The organism is Oleiharenicola sp. Vm1 (assembly GCF_047777955.1).
Classification (GTDB): domain Bacteria; phylum Verrucomicrobiota; class Verrucomicrobiia; order Opitutales; family Opitutaceae; genus Didemnitutus.
Genome location: NZ_CP180537.1, coordinates 1,889,921 through 1,905,140, shown reverse-complemented (window position 1 = coordinate 1,905,140; position 15,220 = coordinate 1,889,921). Strand labels below are relative to the sequence as shown.

The following is a 15,220-nucleotide window of genomic DNA, read 5'->3' as shown; positions in this document are numbered from 1 at the left end:
GATGCACCTCTGCCACGTCGTCCCCAGCCTCGAGGACCGCCACGGCGGGCCCTCGAAATCCGTCCGCGCCCTCGCCAATGCCATGGCCGCGACGGTCACGACCGACCTGCTCACCACGCTGGAGCCGGGCCAGCACATGCTGCCGCCCGCCGACGACGCCGCGGCCATCCACGTCTACGAGCGCGAGGCGCCGCGCTGGCTCTGCGCCTCGGCCGGCCTCGACCGCCGCCTCGCCACCACGGGCTACGACGTCATTCACTCGCACGCGCTGTGGCTGCTCACGCTGCGCTACGCGCACGACGCCGCCCGCCGCCGCGGCGTGCCGCTCGTGATTTCGCCGCGCGGCATGATGAGCGGCTGGGCCTGGCAGCACCGCCGCTGGCGCAAGCGCCTCGCCGGCTGGTTCGTGCATCCCGGCGCCCTGCGCGCCGCCGCCGGCTGGCACGCCACCAGCGAGGAGGAAGCCGACGACATCCGCCGCCTCGGCTTCCGGCAGCCGGTCTGCGTCGCGCCCAACGGCGTCGAGCTGCCCACGCCCGCCGACCTCGCCGCCGCCCGCGCGGCCTGGCACGCCGAGTTCCCGCTCCTCGCCTCGCGTCGCGTCGCGCTCTTCTACTCGCGCTTCCATCGCAAGAAGCGCCTGCGCGAGCTCATCGACCTCTGGCGGACGAGCGCCCCCGTCGACTGGGTGCTGCTCGTCGCCGGCGTGCCCGAGGAATACACCCTCGCCGAGGTGCAGGGCTGGTGCGCCCGCGCCGCCGACCGGATCGTCGTCGCCGACGGCCGCACGCGCCCGCCGCCGTTCGCCGCCGCCGAGCTCTTCCTCCTGCCGTCGCACTCAGAGAACTTCGGCCTCGTCGTCGCCGAGGCGCTCGCCGCCGGCGTGCCCGCGCTGGTGACAGACACGACGCCGTGGACCGGCCTCGCCGCCCGCGCGGCCGGCGCGTGCGTGGCCTGGGCGGACTATCCCGCCGCGCTGCACGCCGCGCTCGCCGCGCCCGCCGGCGAGCTCGCCGCCCGCGGCGCCCGCGGCCGCGCCTGGGTCGCGCAGGAGTTCACCTGGCAGCGCGCCGCGGCGCGCCTGCTCGATTTCTACCGCAGCCTGAAGCCGTGACCGCCCCGGTCGAACGCTCCTTCCGCGACGACTCCGTCCGCTCCCGCCGCAGCGAGTGGTGGGAACGCCTCGTCGTCGCGCACCTCGCCGTGCTCATCGTCGGCACGTCCTGGGGCTTCGGCGGCCAGGCGCCGTGGGTGCGGCACCTGCTGGCGATCTGGGGCACGGTCGGCATCGCGCTCTTGGTCATGGTGGCCGGCCGCCGCTCGGTGCGCGGCGAGTCCCTGCGCCAGCTCCTCGGCCACCTCTGGCCGCTGCTGGCCTTCGACGCGCTCGTGCTCGTCAGCGCGTGGAACCCGAGCACCGAGCTGATGCAGAGCGGGAGCGAGGCCTTCTTCCGCCACGTCACGCCGCGCTGGCCGTGGCTGCCGAGCAGCGCGCGGCCCGACCTCTCGCTGGCGGAGCTCTGGCAGTTCAACGGCATCGTGCTCTCCTGCTACAACGCCCTCTTCGTCCTCCAGGGCCGCCGCCGCCTGCGCCAGCTCCTCTACGTCGTCGCGGCCAACGCCATCGCGCTCGCCGTCTTCGGCTCGCTGCAGAAGCTCATCCACGCGGACGGCCTGTGGTTCGGCCGGGTGAAGTCGCCCAACGATTTCTTCTTCGCCACCTTCGTCTACCACAACCACTGGGGCGCCTTCACCCTGCTCAACGCCGGCGCCTGCCTCGCCCTGGTCTTCCACGCCCTGCGGCGCGGCCAGCACCGCGACCTCTGGCACTCGCCCGTGCTCGGCGGCGCCGTCGCCACCCTGCTGCTGGCCGCCACCGCGCCGCTCAGCGGCTCGCGCTCCAGCTCCGTGCTGCTCGCCCTCTTCCTCGGCGGCGCCCTGGCGCATTTCCTCGTCCGCCTCGCCCGCGCGCGCCGCGCGCACCACGAATCCAGCGCCCTGCCGATCGCCGGCATCGTCCTCGTCGCCGCGCTCGCCGCCGCCGGCATCCTCGCGCTCAGCCGCAACGTCATCGCCGTGCGCACCCAGGCGACCGTCCGCCAGCTCGAGGACATGCGGCACGAGACCACGCTCAACCAGCGCCTGCGGCTCTACCGCGACACCTGGACCATGGCCGCCGCGCGCCCGGTCTTCGGCTGGGGGCTCGAGACCTACGCCAACGTCTTCATGATCTACAATTCCGCCCCCGATCCGGGGCCGGGCGGCTGGAAGCCGTTCTACGCCGAGGCGCACAACGACTGGCTGCAGGCGCTGGCCGAGGTCGGCTTCGTCGGCACCGGCCTGCTCGTGCTGCTCGGCCTCGCGCCCCTGCGCGCCGTCGCCTGGCGCCGGGTCGATTCGCTGGTGCCGCGCTACCTGCTCGCCGGCTGCGGGCTCGTCCTGCTCTACGCCGCGATGGAGTTTCCTTCGCCAATCCGTCCGTGATGATCGCCTTCTGGTCCTCGCTCTACCTCGCCGCGGCCTACGCGCGCCTCGACCTCGTCGCCCAGCGCCGCGAGTCCGCCGCCGTCCCTCCCGCCCATGCCTGACCTCGCCCCGATCTCCGTCCTCATCCCCACCAAGAACGAGGCTGCCAACCTCGCCGCGTGCCTCGCCTCGGTCGCCTTCTGCAACGAGGTCATCGTCGTCGACTCCGCCAGCACCGACGACACCCGCCGCATCGCCGAGGCGGCCGGCGCGTGCTTCCTCGAATTCGAGTGGAACGGCGAGTTCCCGAAGAAGAAGAACTGGGCCCTGGCCACCCTGCCCTGGCGCAACGAGTGGGTGTTCATCATCGACGCCGACGAGCGCGTGACGCCGGAGCTCGCCGCCGAGCTGCGCGCCATCGCGACCGCCGCGCAGCCGGAGCACGACGGCTACTACGTGAACCGCCGCTTCTGGTTCCTCGACGGCTGGCTCAACCACTGCGGCTACTACCCGAGCTGGAACCTCCGCTTCTTCCGCCACCGCCTCGGCCGCTACGAGCAGCCCGCCGCCACCGGCGACACGGGCAGCGGCGACAACGAGGTGCACGAGCACGTCCTCCTCGACGGCACCGCCGGCTACCTCCGCGGCGAGATGGAGCACTACGCCTTCCCCGACCTCGCCACCTGGGTGGAGAAGCACAACCGCTACTCCAACTGGGAGGCGCGCCAGCAGCTCGCCGCCACCGGCGGCGCCTCGACCGCCGCGATCGACGCGGCGCTCGCCCGCAAGCGCCGCCTGCGCCAGCTGGCCTGGCGCCTGCCCTTCCGCCCGACCCTGCGCTTCCTCTACCACTACGTGTGGCGCGCCGGCTTCCTCGACGGCTACCGCGGCTTCATCTTCTGCCGCCTCATGGGCTGGTATGAGTTCCTCAGCGCCGCCAAGGCCGTCGAGCTGCGGCGCCGGAAATCCTGACGCTTGCGCCGCCCCAAGCTCATCTTCGTCAACCGCGTGTTCTGGCCCAGCGAGGCCGCGACCGCGCAGCTGCTCACCGACCTCGCCGCCGCGCTCGCCGCGCGCGGGCGCGACGTGCACGTCATCGCCGCCGGCGACGGCGCCCCGGAGTTCCGCGGCGTCACCATCCACCGCACCGGCGCGGAGCCGGCCGGGCGGCTCGCCCGCTACGGCCATTTCCTCCGCGGCGCCCGCCGCGAGCTCCGCCGGCTCGTCGCGCCCGGCGACGTCGTCATCCTGAAAACCGACCCGCCGCTGCTCGCCGTCGCCGCCACCGAGCTGGCGCGCGCGCACGGCGCGCGCGTCGTGCAGTGGATCCAGGACATCTATCCGGAGGTCCTGTCCGCCCACCTCGGCGCCTGGGCCGCGCCCGCGCTCCTCCCGCTCCGCCTCGCGCGCAATCGCGCCTGGCGTGCCAGCGCCCTGTGCGTGCCGGTCAGCGACGACATGCGCGCCACCGTCCTCGCCGCCGGCGTCGCGCCCGACCGCGCCGTGGCCCTGCCCAACTGGGCCCCGCCGGAACTCGACCTCCCGGCCCGACCCGACGACATCGCGGCGGTGCGCCGCGAGTGGGGCGCGGGCGACGCGCTGCTCGCCGTCTACTCGGGCAACCTCGGCCGCGTGCACGAGTTCGCCACGCTGCTCGACGCCGCGGCGCTGCTGCGCGACGAGCCGCGCGTGCGCCTCGCCTTCGTCGGCGGCGGCCCGCGCAGCGCGGAGGTCCGCGCCGCCGTCGCGGCCCGCGGGCTGGCCAACGTCGCCTTCTTCCCCGCGCAGCCGCGCGCCCGGCTCGCCGCCGCACTCGCCGCGGCCGACGCGCACTTCGTCACGCTCCGTCCCGGCTTCGAGCGGCTCGTCGCGCCGAGCAAGCTCGCCGGCGTGCTCGCCGCCGGCCGCCCGGCCCTGTTCGTCGGCCCGCGCCCCAGCGGCCTCGCCGCGCTCCTCGACACCGAGGGCGGCGGCCACGCCCTCGCCAACGGCGACGCGACCGCGCTCGCCGCGACGCTGCGCGCATGGAACGCCGACCGCACGGCCGCCGCCGCGTCCGGCGTCGCCGGACGGTGCGTCTACGAGCGGCACTTTCGCTTCGTCGATCTCGTCGCGCGCTGGGATGCGCTGCTCGAATCGACCGCCGCCGACTGATCGGCGTTGCTTCCGCCGCCGGCGCTTCGCTTAGTTTGGTCCGCCCGCATGACCCAGGCCCGCCAAGTCACGATCGCTCTCGTCGTCCTCGACGCGCTGTCCGTCGTCTGCGCCTTCAACCTCGTGGCCTGGCTCTACGGCGTCGGCCACGAGCAGTGGATCCTCTCGCCGCTCTTCCTCCCGGTCGTGATCCACTTCCTCGGCGTCTATCTGATCGACGGCTACAGCGCGCGCACCGACATGCTCTCGGTCACCTACGCGTCGCTGCACGTCATCGCGCAGATCGGCGTCCTGCTGCTGACGCTGCTGCTCACCTACGCGTTCATCCCGGTCGGTTTCCAGCTGCAGAGTTCGCGCTTCGTCACCTCCGTCTCGTATCTCGCCGTCATTCCCATTTCGCTCTGGTATCGCCGGTTCTTCTACCGGCGCGTCCACACCGGCGAGCAGCAGCGCTACTTCCTCTTCCTCGGCAGCCCCGAGAGCTGCCTGGCGTTCAAGGAGGAGTGCCGGAAGAACGCGATGAAACAGTCCGTGCTCTACGCGACGCACGAGACCTTCGTCCGCTCCGCCGCGCGCGCCCCGCGGGACAAGACCGTCTCCACCCCGCCGTTCGGCGACGTCGTCGACTACCTCGAGGAATACTCCGGGCAGATCGACGCGGTGATCCTGCGCGAATCGAGCCACGAGCTGCCATCGGCCGTCGCCCAGCGGCTGATCGAGCTGAGCTTCACCGGCGTGCCCACCTACACGCTCGAGCTCTTCCACCAGGTCTACTGGCGCAAGATCCCGCTCTACCGCCTCAACCAGACCTGGCTCTTCCAGGAGGGCTTCCAGATCGCCCGCGAGCCGGTCTTCGAGCGCCTGAAGCGCCTCAGCGACATCGTGCTCTCGGCGATCGGCCTGCTCCTGTTCGCGCCGCTGCTGCCGGTCCTCGCGCTGGGCATCTGGCTGACGGACCGCGGCCCGGTCTTCTTCCACCAGACGCGCGTCGGCCGCAACCGCGTGCTCTTCGAGGCCTACAAGCTCCGCACCATGCGCGTGCACCAGGGCGGCGACGTCTACACCCGCGAGCACGACGACCGCATCACGCCCCTCGGCCGCTTCCTCCGCGCCGCGCGGATCGACGAGGCCCCGCAGCTCTGGAACGTCCTCAAGGGCGACATGAGCCTCATCGGACCGCGGGCCGAGTGGGTGAAGCTCGTTGACGACTACGAGCGCAAGATCGCGTGCTACCACTTCCGCCACCTCGTCAAGCCGGGCATCACCGGCTGGGCGCAGGTCAACTATCCCTACGGCGCCAACCTCGAGGACACGATGCGCAAGCTCGAGTATGACCTCTACTACATCAAGCACTTCTCCTTCGTGCTCGATGCCTCGATCGTGCTGAAGACGATCCACGTGATGCTGTTCGGGATGGGGCGCTGAACCGGTCGCGCGCTGGAATAATTCGCGCCCCTGCGTATCCATAGACTGTGGCCAAGACCAAGACCTACGACCTCATCTGCCTCGGCGGCGGCTCCGCCGGCTTCAACGCCGCCCGCCTCGCCGCCTCGCTCGGCAAGCGCGTCGCCATCGTCGACGGCGCGAAAGAACTCGGCGGCCTCTGCATCCTCAAGGGCTGCATGCCCTCGAAGACGCTGCTCTACAGCGCCGAGATCCTCCACCACGCGCGCCACGCCGCGCAGTTCGGCCTGCGCGTCCGCGGCGCCGCGGCCGACATGCAGGCGGTGCACGCCCGCAAGCGGCGGATCATCGGCGAATTCGCCGCCTACCGGCAGCGCGCGCTCGCCGGCGGCAACTTCGACCTGCACCGCGCCTTCGCGCGCTTCGTCGACGCGCGCACGGTCGAGCTCTCCGACGGCACGCGGCTCGCCGCGGATTTCTTCCTCGTCGGCACCGGCTCGAAGATCAGCGTCCCGCCCGTGCCCGGGCTCGCGGAGGCGAAGTTCTGGACGAGCGACGACGTGCTCGACCTCGATTTCCTGCCCCAGAGCGTGATCGTGCTCGGCGGCGGCATCGTCGCCTGCGAGCTGGCGCAGTTCCTCCGCCGCATGGGTTCGAGGGTCATCCTCGTCCAGCGCAGCCGCCACATCCTGCGCGACCACTCCGAGGCCGCCTCGACGGTGGTGCAGAAGGCCTTCGTCGACGAGGGCATCGAGCTCTTCGCCGGCACGCAGATCACGGCGATCCGGCAGGACGCGCGCGGCACGACCGTCGAGTTCCAGCACGACGGCCGGCGGATCGTCCGGCGCGCCGCGCACCTCTTCAACGCCCTCGGCCGCGAGCCGAACACCGCCCCGCTCAACCTCGCCGCCGCCGGCGTGCGCACCCGCCCGAACGGCCAGATCGTCATCAACCGCTGGCAGCAGACCAGCGCGCCCCACATCTACGCCGCGGGCGACTGCTCCGGCCCGGCCGAGATCGTGCACGTCGCCATCCAGCAGGCCGAGCTGGCCGTGCGCCACGCCTTCGGCGTCCCGGGCGCCAAGCCGGTCGACTACGGCCTGCTGCTCAACGTCGTCTTCACCGACCCGCAGCTCGCCACCGTCGGCCGCCTCGAGTCCGACCTCCAGCAGCGCGGCGTCGCCTACCTCGCCGCCTCCTACCCGTTCGACGATCACGGCAAATCGATCCTGATGGAGGCGAAATACGGCTACGTGAAGGTCCTGGCCGAGCCGAAGCGCGGGCGCATCCTCGGCGCCGAGATCGTGGGCAAGGACGCGGGCGAGCTCATCCACTGCTTTTCGGTCGCGATGGCGCGGCGCGGCACGGTGTTCGATATGCTGCGCGCGCCGTGGTATCACCCCACCCTCGCGGAGATCATCACGTATCCGCTCGAGGAGATCGCGGACCAGATCCGCGGCGCTTGAAGCGCTGGCTCCATCGTCTCGCCCGCGGCGTGCTGACCGGCACCGGTCTCCAATACTGGCCCGTGCGCGCGCGCGGCGGCTACAACGCCGGGTTGCGCTGGACGCTTTATCCGTGGACGTCCTACTGGCGCGGCGCGCACGAGCCCGCCGTCACCGCGGCGATCGAGCGCCAGGGCCCCCGCCCCGGCCAGGTCTGCTGGGACCTCGGCGCCCATTTCGGCTACTACGCCTGCGGCTTTGCCCGGCGCGTCGGCCCCACCGGACAGGTGCTCGCGGTCGAGCCGTTTCCCTCCAGCCACGCGCGGCTCGAGCGGCATGCCCGCATGAACCGCCTCGACTGGCTGCAGTGCCTCCGCGCGGCCGCGTCGCGCGCGGACGGCGAGGCGGAGCTCATCGCCGACACGACCGAGGGCGACACCGGCGTCCACCTCGCCTACGACGCCCACGAACGGCCCGGCGCCGGCGTGCCGCTGGTCCGCATCCGCACCGTCCGGCTCGACGGCTGGGTGGAGCGCGGCCGGATCCGCCCGCCGGACATCGTGAAGGTCGACGTCGAGGGCCACGGGCACCTCGCCCTCGCCGGCGCGATCGAATCCATCCGCCGGTCGCGTCCCGTGCTCTTCATGGCCTTCCACAGCCGCACCGAGACCGACGCGACCCGCGCCCTGCTCGACCCGCTCGGCTACCGCTGGGAAGCGCTGCAGCTCGGCCCCGGCGGCGCCGTCGAGGGCGGCGACTTCATCCTCCGGCCGTCGTAACGCGTCCGGCCATTTTCCTTTTGCGGCACGCGCCGCGTTGAAACAGAGATAGCGCCATGTCGAATTACGTCGCTCCCGCTTTCCTCACCGAACTGCTCCGGGCCAAGTCGCCCTCCGGCGCCGAGGCCCAGGCCCAGGCCGTCTACGACCAGTTCGTGCAGCCGCACGCCGACGCCTACGCCAACGACGCGCTCGGCTGCCGCTACGCCACCCTGAACGCCAAGGGCGCGCCGACGCTCATGTTCGCCGGCCACATGGACGAGCTCGGCCTCATCATCACCTACGTCAACAAGGACGGTTACCTCTACTTCGACACCATCGGCGGCCACGACCTCAGCATCATTTCCGGCCGCCGTGTCATCATCCAGACCGCCAACGGCCCGGTGAAGGGCGTCACCGGCAAGCGCGCCATCCACCTGATGGACGACGAGGACCGCAAGAAGGTGCCGAAGAAGCACGAGATCTGGATCGACATCGCCGCCGGCTCGAAGGCCGAGGCGCTCAAGCGCGTCGCCATCGGCGACGTCGCGACCTACGACCACGAGTTCGAGCTCATCCACGGCAGCGTCGGCACGGCCCGCGCGTTCGACAACAAGGTCGGCGCCTACGTCGTCGGCGAGGCGCTCGTCCGCCTGAAGAAGGAAAAGGCCAAGCTCGGCGCCAAGCTCGTCTCCGTCGCCACCACGCAGGAGGAAATCGGCGTCCGCGGCGCGACCACGTCGGCCTTCGCCGTCGATCCGCACGTCGCGCTCGCGGTCGACGTCGGCCACGCCACCGACCACCCGGACTGCGACAACCGCCGCTTCGGCGAGACCAAGCTCGGCGGCGGCCCGATCATCTGCCGCGGCCCGAACATCAACCCGAAGGTCTACACCCGCCTCGTCGAGTGCGCGAAGAAGGCGAAGATCCCCTATCAACTCGAGGCCGACCCGCGCCCCACCGGCACCGACGCCCGCGCCATCCAGATGGCCCGCGGCGGCGTCGCCTGCGGCCTCGTTTCGATCCCGCTGCGCTACATGCACACGCCGAGCGAGGTCGTGGACCTCGAGGACGTGGAGAACTGCGTGAAGCTCTTCGTCGAGTTCGCGAAGTCCGTGAAGGGCGGCGAGAGCTTCAACTGGTAATCACGCGCGCGGCGCGCCTGGCGCCGCGCATCCGCGCCGGGCCGGTCCTCGACCGGCCCTTTTGTTTTCCCGCACCGCAGCTCTCCCCGGTAGGGGCCGTTGCCCTCAACGGCCCTCGGGCTGACAACCGCAGCGCGAGCCGGAAGGGCGCTGGGGGACAAGCGCCCCTACCTTCGCGCCGCAGCGTGCGTGGGCGGCATCGTGCATTCGCGGCATCGCTCGTTCGGCGCCGGGCGGAAATGAACCAGGCGCGGTTCGCACCGCGCCTGTGCTTATCACCGGCCTGCGACGCCGCTCAGGCGGCGTCCTTGCTCGAGGAGGTCGAGGCGTTCTTCGCCGCCTTCTTGAGCGTGGGGCGCTTGCGGCCCTCGACGACGGCCTGGTCGATCACGACCTCGACGACGTCGTCGCGCTGCGGGAGCTCATACATGACCTCGAGCATGAGTTTCTCGAGGATGGCGCGGAGCGCGCGGGCGCCGGTCTTGAGCTCGATGGCCTTCTTGCCGATGGCGCGCACGGCGTCGCGGGTGAAGGTGAGCTGCACGCCGTCCATCGCGAAGAGCTTGGAATACTGCTTCACCATCGCGTTCTTGGTGCGGAGCAGCACCTGCTCGAGGTCCTCGACCTTGAGCTCGTCGAGCACGGAGACGACCGGGAGGCGGCCGATGAACTCCGGGATCATGCCGAAGCGCACGAGGTCCTCGGGCGCGACGGAGCGCATCATCTCGTCCGGCGACAGCTCGTGGTCCTTGTCGTTGATGTGGAAGCCGAGCGAGCGGTGGCCGACGCGCTTCTTGATCACCTGGTCGAGGCCGACGAAGGCGCCGCCGCAGATGAAGAGGATGTTCGAGGTGTTGACCTGGATGTATTCCTGGTTCGGGTGCTTGCGGCCGCCCTGGGGCGGGACGTTGCACACCGTGCCCTCGAGGATCTTGAGCAGTGCCTGCTGCACGCCTTCGCCGGAGACGTCGCGCGTGATCGAGACGTTTTCCGTGGTGCGGCGGATCTTGTCGATCTCGTCGATGTAGATGATGCCGCACTCGGCCTTCTTGACGTCGTAGTTCGCCGATTGGAGGAGGCGGAGCACGACGTTCTCGACGTCCTCGCCGACGTAACCGGCCTCGGTCAGCGTCGTGGCGTCGGAAATGGCGAAGGGCACGTCGAGGATCTTGGCGAGCGTGCGGGCGAGCAGGGTCTTGCCGGAGCCGGTCGGGCCGACGAGCAGGATGTTGCTCTTCTCGACCTCGACGTCGGTGAACTCGGCCGGCATCTCGATGCCGTCGCGCGCGGCCTGGCTCGGGTCGAAATTGAGGCGCTTGTAGTGATTGTAGACGGCGACCGAGAGGACCTTCTTGGCGTGGTCCTGGCCGATGACGAAGTCGTCGAGCACCTTCTTGATCTCGGACGGCTTGACGAGGCGGAAGGCCGGTTTGGTGCTCGCCGCGGCCTCCGCCGGGGCCGTCTTCACCTCGCGATCGATGATCGTCTTGCAGACGTTGACGCACGAGTCGCAGATGTAAACCCCCGGGCCCGCAATGATTTTGCGGACCTCGGCCTGCGATTTGCCGCAGAACGAGCAGAGGGTCATGCGCGAGGATTTGGCCATGATGCTAGGTATCGGCCCCTAGAGCCGGTTAGTCGAGGGATTTTTCCCGCCGGGTTTTGCCTTATGCCGCGCGGTTTATGCCGCGGTGGCACCGGCGATCTGCTGGGCGTCGCGGGTCGAGGTGACCACGTGATCGACGATGCCGTAGGCCTTGGCCTCCTCCGCGCTCATGTAGTAGTCGCGGTCGGAGTCCTTCTCAATCTGCTCGGCGGTCTTGCCGGTATGCCGGGCGATGGTCTGGTTGAGCGTCTGGCGCCAACGCAGGATTTCCTTCGCCGCGATGGCGATGTCGGCCGCCTGGCCGCCCGCGCCGCCGCTGGGCTGGTGGATCATCACGCGGCTGTTCGGGAGCGCGAAGCGCTTGCCCTTCGTGCCGGCGGCGAGGAGCACCGTGCTCATGCTCGCAGCCATGCCGATGCAGTAAGTCACCACGTCGCACTGCAGGAAGTTGATCGTGTCGTAGATCGCCATGCCGCCCGTGACGACGCCTCCGGGCGAGTTGATGTAGAGATGGATGTCCTTCTTCGGGTCCTCCATCTGCAGGAACAGCATCTGCGCGATCACCAGGTTCGCGACCACGTCGTCGATCGGGGTGCCGATGAAGATGATGCGGTCCTTCAGCAGGCGGCTGTAGATGTCCATCGACCGCTCGCCGCGGCCGGTGTTTTCGAGGACGATAGGGACGTAATAGCTCATTTGGTGGCGGCTGCCGGCTTGACCGTAGCCTTGGACACCAGGAAATCAAGGGCCTTGTCGAAGAGGATCTGCTGCTGGATGGCGCGGAACTGCTCGCGATCCTTGCCGAGCTCCTTGACGAGCTTGTCGGGCTTCTGGCCGGAGCGCATCGCTTCGCGCATGAGCCAGTTGTTGAGGTCCTTCTCGTCGACCTTGAGCTTCTCGGCCTCGGCGATCTTGGCGAGCACGAGCTGCACCTTCACGCGCGAGAGGGCGGCCTTCGAGGCGCTGTCGAAGAGCTCCTTCTTGTTCTTTTCGAATTCCTCCTGCGGCACGCCGCGGCGCATGTTCTCCTCGATGAACTGGCGGAGCACGCCGTCGCGCTCGCTGGCGATCAGGCTCTCCGGCACCGGGAAGTTCGCCTGCGCGATCAGCGCGTCGGTGATCTGGCGGCGCTGGTTGGCCTTGTTCTCGTATTCCTTGCGGCCGGTGAGGCTGGCCTTCACCTGGGCCTTGAGCGCGTCGAGGGAGTCGACCTGGTTGTCCTTGAAAAACTTCTCGTCGAGCGGCGGCAGCGCGCGCTCGCGGACTTCCTGCACCTCGATCGCGTAGACGACCGACTTGCCGGCGAGCGCGGCCACCGGCGCGAAGTCGGCCGGGAACGTCACCGTGAGGTCCTTCTTGTCGCCCTTCTGCACGCCGGCGATCTGCTTGCTCACGCCGGGCAGCAGGCCCTCGTTGGCGCCCTCGACCTCTTCCCAGGTCTGCGGGGCGGAGGCGTAGATGGCCTTGTCGCCGACGACTTCCGTCAGCGGCTTGCCGTCGAGCGTGCCGGTGTAGCCGAAGCGCACGTAATCGCCCTTGGCGGCGGGACGCTCGGCGACCTTGAAGTCGGCGCGCTCGCTGCGGAGACCCTCGATCACCTGATCGATTTCGGCGTCGGTCGGCTCGGTCGGGGCGACCTCGGTGACGATGCCGACGTATTCCGGGAGCTTGATCTCGGGGCGGACGTCGACCGTGACCTTCACGGCGGCCGAGAGGCCGGGGGCGAACTCGCCCTCCTCCACGTCGACGATCGAGATGACGTCGAGCTTCGACTCCTCGAGGCCCTGGCGGTAAGCCTTGCTCACCACGCGGCCCTTGAACTCCTCCTTCAGCTCCTTCGCGAAGCGCTTCTCGATCATCGCGACCGGCGCCTTGCCGGGACGGAAGCCGGGCAGGCTCGCCTGCTTGGCGAACTCGCCGACGAGCGTCTGGTATTCGGCGTCCACCTCGCCCTTGTCGAGGGTGACGGTGAGGATTTTGCGGGTCTCGTTGGTGTCGGTGATTTGAACGTTCACGGCTTAAATTCGGGTCGTTTTCTGAATGAAAAGAGGTCGAGGTAAGTCGCCGCTCGCAGCCCGGTCAAGAGCCGTTTCTGGCCCGCCGCCGCCGAATCCTCCTTGGAGTTTTCGCCGCGCGCGCCCAAGCTCCGCCCGTCGATGGCCTCCCTCGCCCAACTCCTTGCCGCCCACGGCTGTATCCTCGTCGTCGACGCCGCCTCCACCTCCGTGCAGGTCGGCCTCCTCCGCGCCGGCCAGCCGCCGCTCTGGCGCTCCAGCCCCGACGAGGCGGGCAAGGCCCTCTTCGCGCTCGCCGACGACGCCCTCCGCGCCGCCGGCCTGACGCTCGCCGACGTCCGCGCCTTCGCCTTCGACGCCGGCCCCGGCTCCATGCTCGGCGTGCGCACCGTCGCCATGGCGCTGCGCACCTGGCAGGCGCTGGCCGCCCGCCCCGCCTACCAATTCCAGAGCCTCGCCCTCCTCGCCCGCGGCCTCGCGCACGCCGGCCACACCGGCGCCGTCATCGCCGACGCCCGCCGCGACACCTGGCACGTCGTCGCCTTCGGCGCACCCGACCGCGTCGCGCCGCTCCGCCGCGTCCCCGCGGCCGAACTCGCCGCCGACCCCGCACCGCTCTGGCAACCCGCCGCGTTCCGCGCCTGGAGCCCGCCTCCCCGCGCCACGCAGGACTGCGCCTTCGATCTCGCCGCGCTGCTCGCCGCCCACGCCGACGCCGATCTCTTCCACGCCACCAACGCCCCCGACGCCTTCCAGCACGAGGCGCCGGAATACAAGAAGTGGTCCGCGCAGGTCCACAGCGCCGCCACCGCGAACCCGAAATGAGCTCGCGCCGCGCGCCCGCCGACCGCACCGCCAGCACCGCACCGGCCTCCCGCGTGCCGCTCCGGCGGCGCCGCGCCGCTCTCGCGCCGTGACCGCCTCCGCCCAACTCCCGCTGCGCTGCTGGGCGGAGATCGACCTCGCCGCGCTCGAGCGCAACCTCCGCCTCATCCGCGCCTCGCTCCCGCCGCACATCCGCTACGTCGCCGTGGTCAAGGCCGACGCCTACGGCCACGGCCTGCCGCAGACCGCCGCGCGCCTCATGCACGCCGGCGCCGACCTCCTCGCCGTCGCCCACCTCGCCGAGGCCGCCGCCATCCGCGAACTCAGCCCCGACTTCCCCGTCCTCCTCCTCGGCGCCACCCTGCCCGACGAGGACCGCTTCCTCGCCGAACTCGATCTCGCCGCCACCGTCTCCAGCCTCGACGAGGTCGCGCGCTTCGACGCCGCCGGCCGCGCCGCCGGCAAACCGATCGCCGTCCACCTCAAGCTCGACACCGGCATGGGCCGCCTCGGCGTCTGGGCCGACCGCGCGCCCGAGCTCTACGCCGCCATCCGCGCCGCGCGCCACCTCCGCCTCGCCGGCGTCTTCACCCATTTCGCCAGCGCGGACGACGACCCGGCCTTCACCGCCGAGCAGCGCGCGCGCTTCCTCGACGCGCTCGCCCGCTGCCCCGGCCTCGATCCCGCGCAGGTGCTCATCCACGCCGACAACAGCGCCGGGCTCGAGACCACGCCAGGCGCCGGCGGTCCGTTCAACGCCGTGCGCGTCGGCCTTCTCCAGTTCGGCGTCCTGCCGCACCCGCACTCCTCCTCGCGCGCGTGCGCACCGAGCCGGTCTTCAGCTTCCACGCGCGCATCGGCCTGGTGAAGGAACTCCCCGCCGGCGCCACCGTGAGCTACGGCCGCACCCACCGCCTCGGCCGCGCCTCGCGCGTCGCCGTCATCACCGCCGGCTACGGCGACGGCCTCCCGCGCGCCGCCAGCAATCGCGGCGCCGTCCTCGTCGGCGGCCGCCGCTGTCCGATCCTCGGCCGCGTCTGCATGGACCAGACCATCGTCGACGTCACCGACCTCCCCGCCGCGCCGCGCGCCGGCGATCCCGTCGTCCTCGTCGGCCGCCAGGGCGACGCCCAGATCACCCTCGCCGAATTCAGCGCTGCGGCCGACACCATCCCCTGGGAAACCCTCACCTCCGTCACCAAGCGCGTCGCCCGCCGCTACCGCACCGCCCTCGGCGTCTGACGCGCTCTTGTGGGAGCGAGCTTGCTCGCTGCCACAACAATCCAACTGCCCTCAGCCCGCCGTCCCTGTCCTCTCGCTGCTCTGCGCCGCGCTCGCGCGTTTTCTTTTCCCACGGATTCCACGGATTGAAACGGATCGCGCTCCCGCACGTCACCTGACC

At 70.8% G+C, this 15,220-nt stretch carries 14 protein-coding genes; 11 read left to right on the top strand and 3 right to left on the bottom strand.

The genetic code is table 11. The features are described 5' to 3' along the window. Nucleotide 1 precedes the first annotated feature (1 nt). The 8 genes from ACMYLB_RS09715 to ACMYLB_RS09680 all read left to right on the top strand — a co-directional run bounded on the left by ACMYLB_RS09715 (nucleotide 2) and on the right by ACMYLB_RS09680 (nucleotide 9,372). On the top strand, nucleotides 2–1,114 hold the full coding sequence (locus ACMYLB_RS09715; RefSeq protein WP_415910725.1) for a glycosyltransferase: 1,113 nt from the start codon (nucleotides 2–4) through the stop codon (nucleotides 1,112–1,114). Then, nucleotides 1,111–2,484 carry an O-antigen ligase family protein gene (locus ACMYLB_RS09710; RefSeq protein ID WP_415910724.1) on the top strand — a complete coding sequence of 458 codons (1,374 nt, stop codon included), beginning with the start codon at nucleotides 1,111–1,113 and terminating at the stop codon, nucleotides 2,482–2,484. The genes ACMYLB_RS09715 and ACMYLB_RS09710 overlap by 4 nt, the downstream gene beginning before the upstream one ends. A 96-nt stretch (nucleotides 2,485–2,580) precedes the next feature. Next, nucleotides 2,581–3,438, top strand: a complete 858-nt coding sequence (locus ACMYLB_RS09705) for a glycosyltransferase family 2 protein (RefSeq protein WP_415910723.1) — start codon at nucleotides 2,581–2,583, stop codon at nucleotides 3,436–3,438. Nucleotides 3,439–3,441: 3 nt separating this feature from the next. After that, nucleotides 3,442–4,620, top strand: coding sequence for a glycosyltransferase (locus tag ACMYLB_RS09700; protein WP_415910722.1), 1,179 nt, complete (start codon nucleotides 3,442–3,444; stop codon nucleotides 4,618–4,620). 48 nt (nucleotides 4,621–4,668) lie between these two features. After that, nucleotides 4,669–6,045: an exopolysaccharide biosynthesis polyprenyl glycosylphosphotransferase gene (locus ACMYLB_RS09695; protein WP_415910721.1), complete on the top strand. Its 1,377-nt coding sequence runs from the start codon at nucleotides 4,669–4,671 to the stop codon at nucleotides 6,043–6,045. A 47-nt stretch (nucleotides 6,046–6,092) separates the two neighbouring features. Next, complete coding sequence (locus ACMYLB_RS09690) at nucleotides 6,093–7,490, top strand: dihydrolipoyl dehydrogenase family protein (protein WP_415910720.1); 1,398 nt, start codon at nucleotides 6,093–6,095, stop codon at nucleotides 7,488–7,490. Continuing rightward, a complete protein-coding gene (locus tag ACMYLB_RS09685) occupies nucleotides 7,487–8,248 on the top strand; it encodes an FkbM family methyltransferase (RefSeq protein ID WP_415910719.1) in 762 nt (253 codons plus the stop codon). Before ACMYLB_RS09690 ends, ACMYLB_RS09685 begins: the two co-directional genes overlap by 4 nt. Nucleotides 8,249–8,304: 56 nt before the next feature. Further along, the gene (locus ACMYLB_RS09680) at nucleotides 8,305–9,372 is read left to right on the top strand and encodes a M42 family metallopeptidase (RefSeq protein ID WP_415910718.1); all 1,068 of its coding nucleotides are present in this window, start codon (nucleotides 8,305–8,307) and stop codon (nucleotides 9,370–9,372) included. A gap of 295 nt (nucleotides 9,373–9,667) precedes the next feature. Here the strand turns inward: ACMYLB_RS09680 and clpX are convergent, their stop codons facing one another. From clpX to tig, 3 genes are all read right to left on the bottom strand, one after another. Continuing rightward, nucleotides 9,668–10,978 carry an ATP-dependent Clp protease ATP-binding subunit ClpX gene (gene clpX, locus ACMYLB_RS09675; RefSeq protein ID WP_415910717.1) on the bottom strand — a complete coding sequence of 437 codons (1,311 nt, stop codon included), beginning with the start codon at nucleotides 10,976–10,978 and terminating at the stop codon, nucleotides 9,668–9,670. Between the two features lie 75 nt (nucleotides 10,979–11,053). Beyond that, nucleotides 11,054–11,674, bottom strand: a complete 621-nt coding sequence (locus tag ACMYLB_RS09670; RefSeq protein ID WP_415910716.1) for an ATP-dependent Clp protease proteolytic subunit — start codon at nucleotides 11,672–11,674, stop codon at nucleotides 11,054–11,056. Continuing rightward, a complete protein-coding gene (gene tig, locus ACMYLB_RS09665) occupies nucleotides 11,671–12,993 on the bottom strand; it encodes a trigger factor (protein ID WP_415910715.1) in 1,323 nt (440 codons plus the stop codon). Before tig ends, ACMYLB_RS09670 begins: the two co-directional genes overlap by 4 nt. A gap of 141 nt (nucleotides 12,994–13,134) precedes the next feature. Between tig and ACMYLB_RS09660 the strand changes: the two genes are divergently transcribed. The 3 genes from ACMYLB_RS09660 (at nucleotide 13,135) to ACMYLB_RS09650 (ending at nucleotide 15,060) form a co-directional block, all read left to right on the top strand. Beyond that, complete coding sequence (locus tag ACMYLB_RS09660; protein ID WP_415910714.1) at nucleotides 13,135–13,818, top strand: peptidase M22; 684 nt, start codon at nucleotides 13,135–13,137, stop codon at nucleotides 13,816–13,818. An 88-nt stretch (nucleotides 13,819–13,906) separates the two neighbouring features. Next, on the top strand, nucleotides 13,907–14,686 hold the full coding sequence (alr, locus tag ACMYLB_RS09655) for an alanine racemase (protein ID WP_415910713.1): 780 nt from the start codon (nucleotides 13,907–13,909) through the stop codon (nucleotides 14,684–14,686). Beyond that, the gene (locus ACMYLB_RS09650; protein ID WP_415910712.1) at nucleotides 14,638–15,060 is read left to right on the top strand and encodes an alanine racemase C-terminal domain-containing protein; all 423 of its coding nucleotides are present in this window, start codon (nucleotides 14,638–14,640) and stop codon (nucleotides 15,058–15,060) included. The genes alr and ACMYLB_RS09650 overlap by 49 nt, the downstream gene beginning before the upstream one ends. Nucleotides 15,061–15,220: the final 160 nt, after the last annotated feature.

Bases quoted from the DNA above. Each gene is read 5' to 3' on its own strand.
- ACMYLB_RS09660 (WP_415910714.1), top strand. From the start codon at position 13,135: ATGGCCTCCCTCGCCCAACTCCTTGCCGCCCACGGCTGTATCCTCGTC.
- ACMYLB_RS09670 (WP_415910716.1), bottom strand. From the start codon at position 11,674: ATGAGCTATTACGTCCCTATCGTCCTCGAAAACACCGGCCGCGGCGAG.
- ACMYLB_RS09705 (WP_415910723.1), top strand. From the start codon at position 2,581: ATGCCTGACCTCGCCCCGATCTCCGTCCTCATCCCCACCAAGAACGAG.
- ACMYLB_RS09715 (WP_415910725.1), top strand. From the start codon at position 2: ATGCACCTCTGCCACGTCGTCCCCAGCCTCGAGGACCGCCACGGCGGG.
- ACMYLB_RS09695 (WP_415910721.1), top strand. From the start codon at position 4,669: ATGACCCAGGCCCGCCAAGTCACGATCGCTCTCGTCGTCCTCGACGCG.
- clpX (WP_415910717.1), bottom strand. From the start codon at position 10,978: ATGGCCAAATCCTCGCGCATGACCCTCTGCTCGTTCTGCGGCAAATCG.
- ACMYLB_RS09680 (WP_415910718.1), top strand. From the start codon at position 8,305: ATGTCGAATTACGTCGCTCCCGCTTTCCTCACCGAACTGCTCCGGGCC.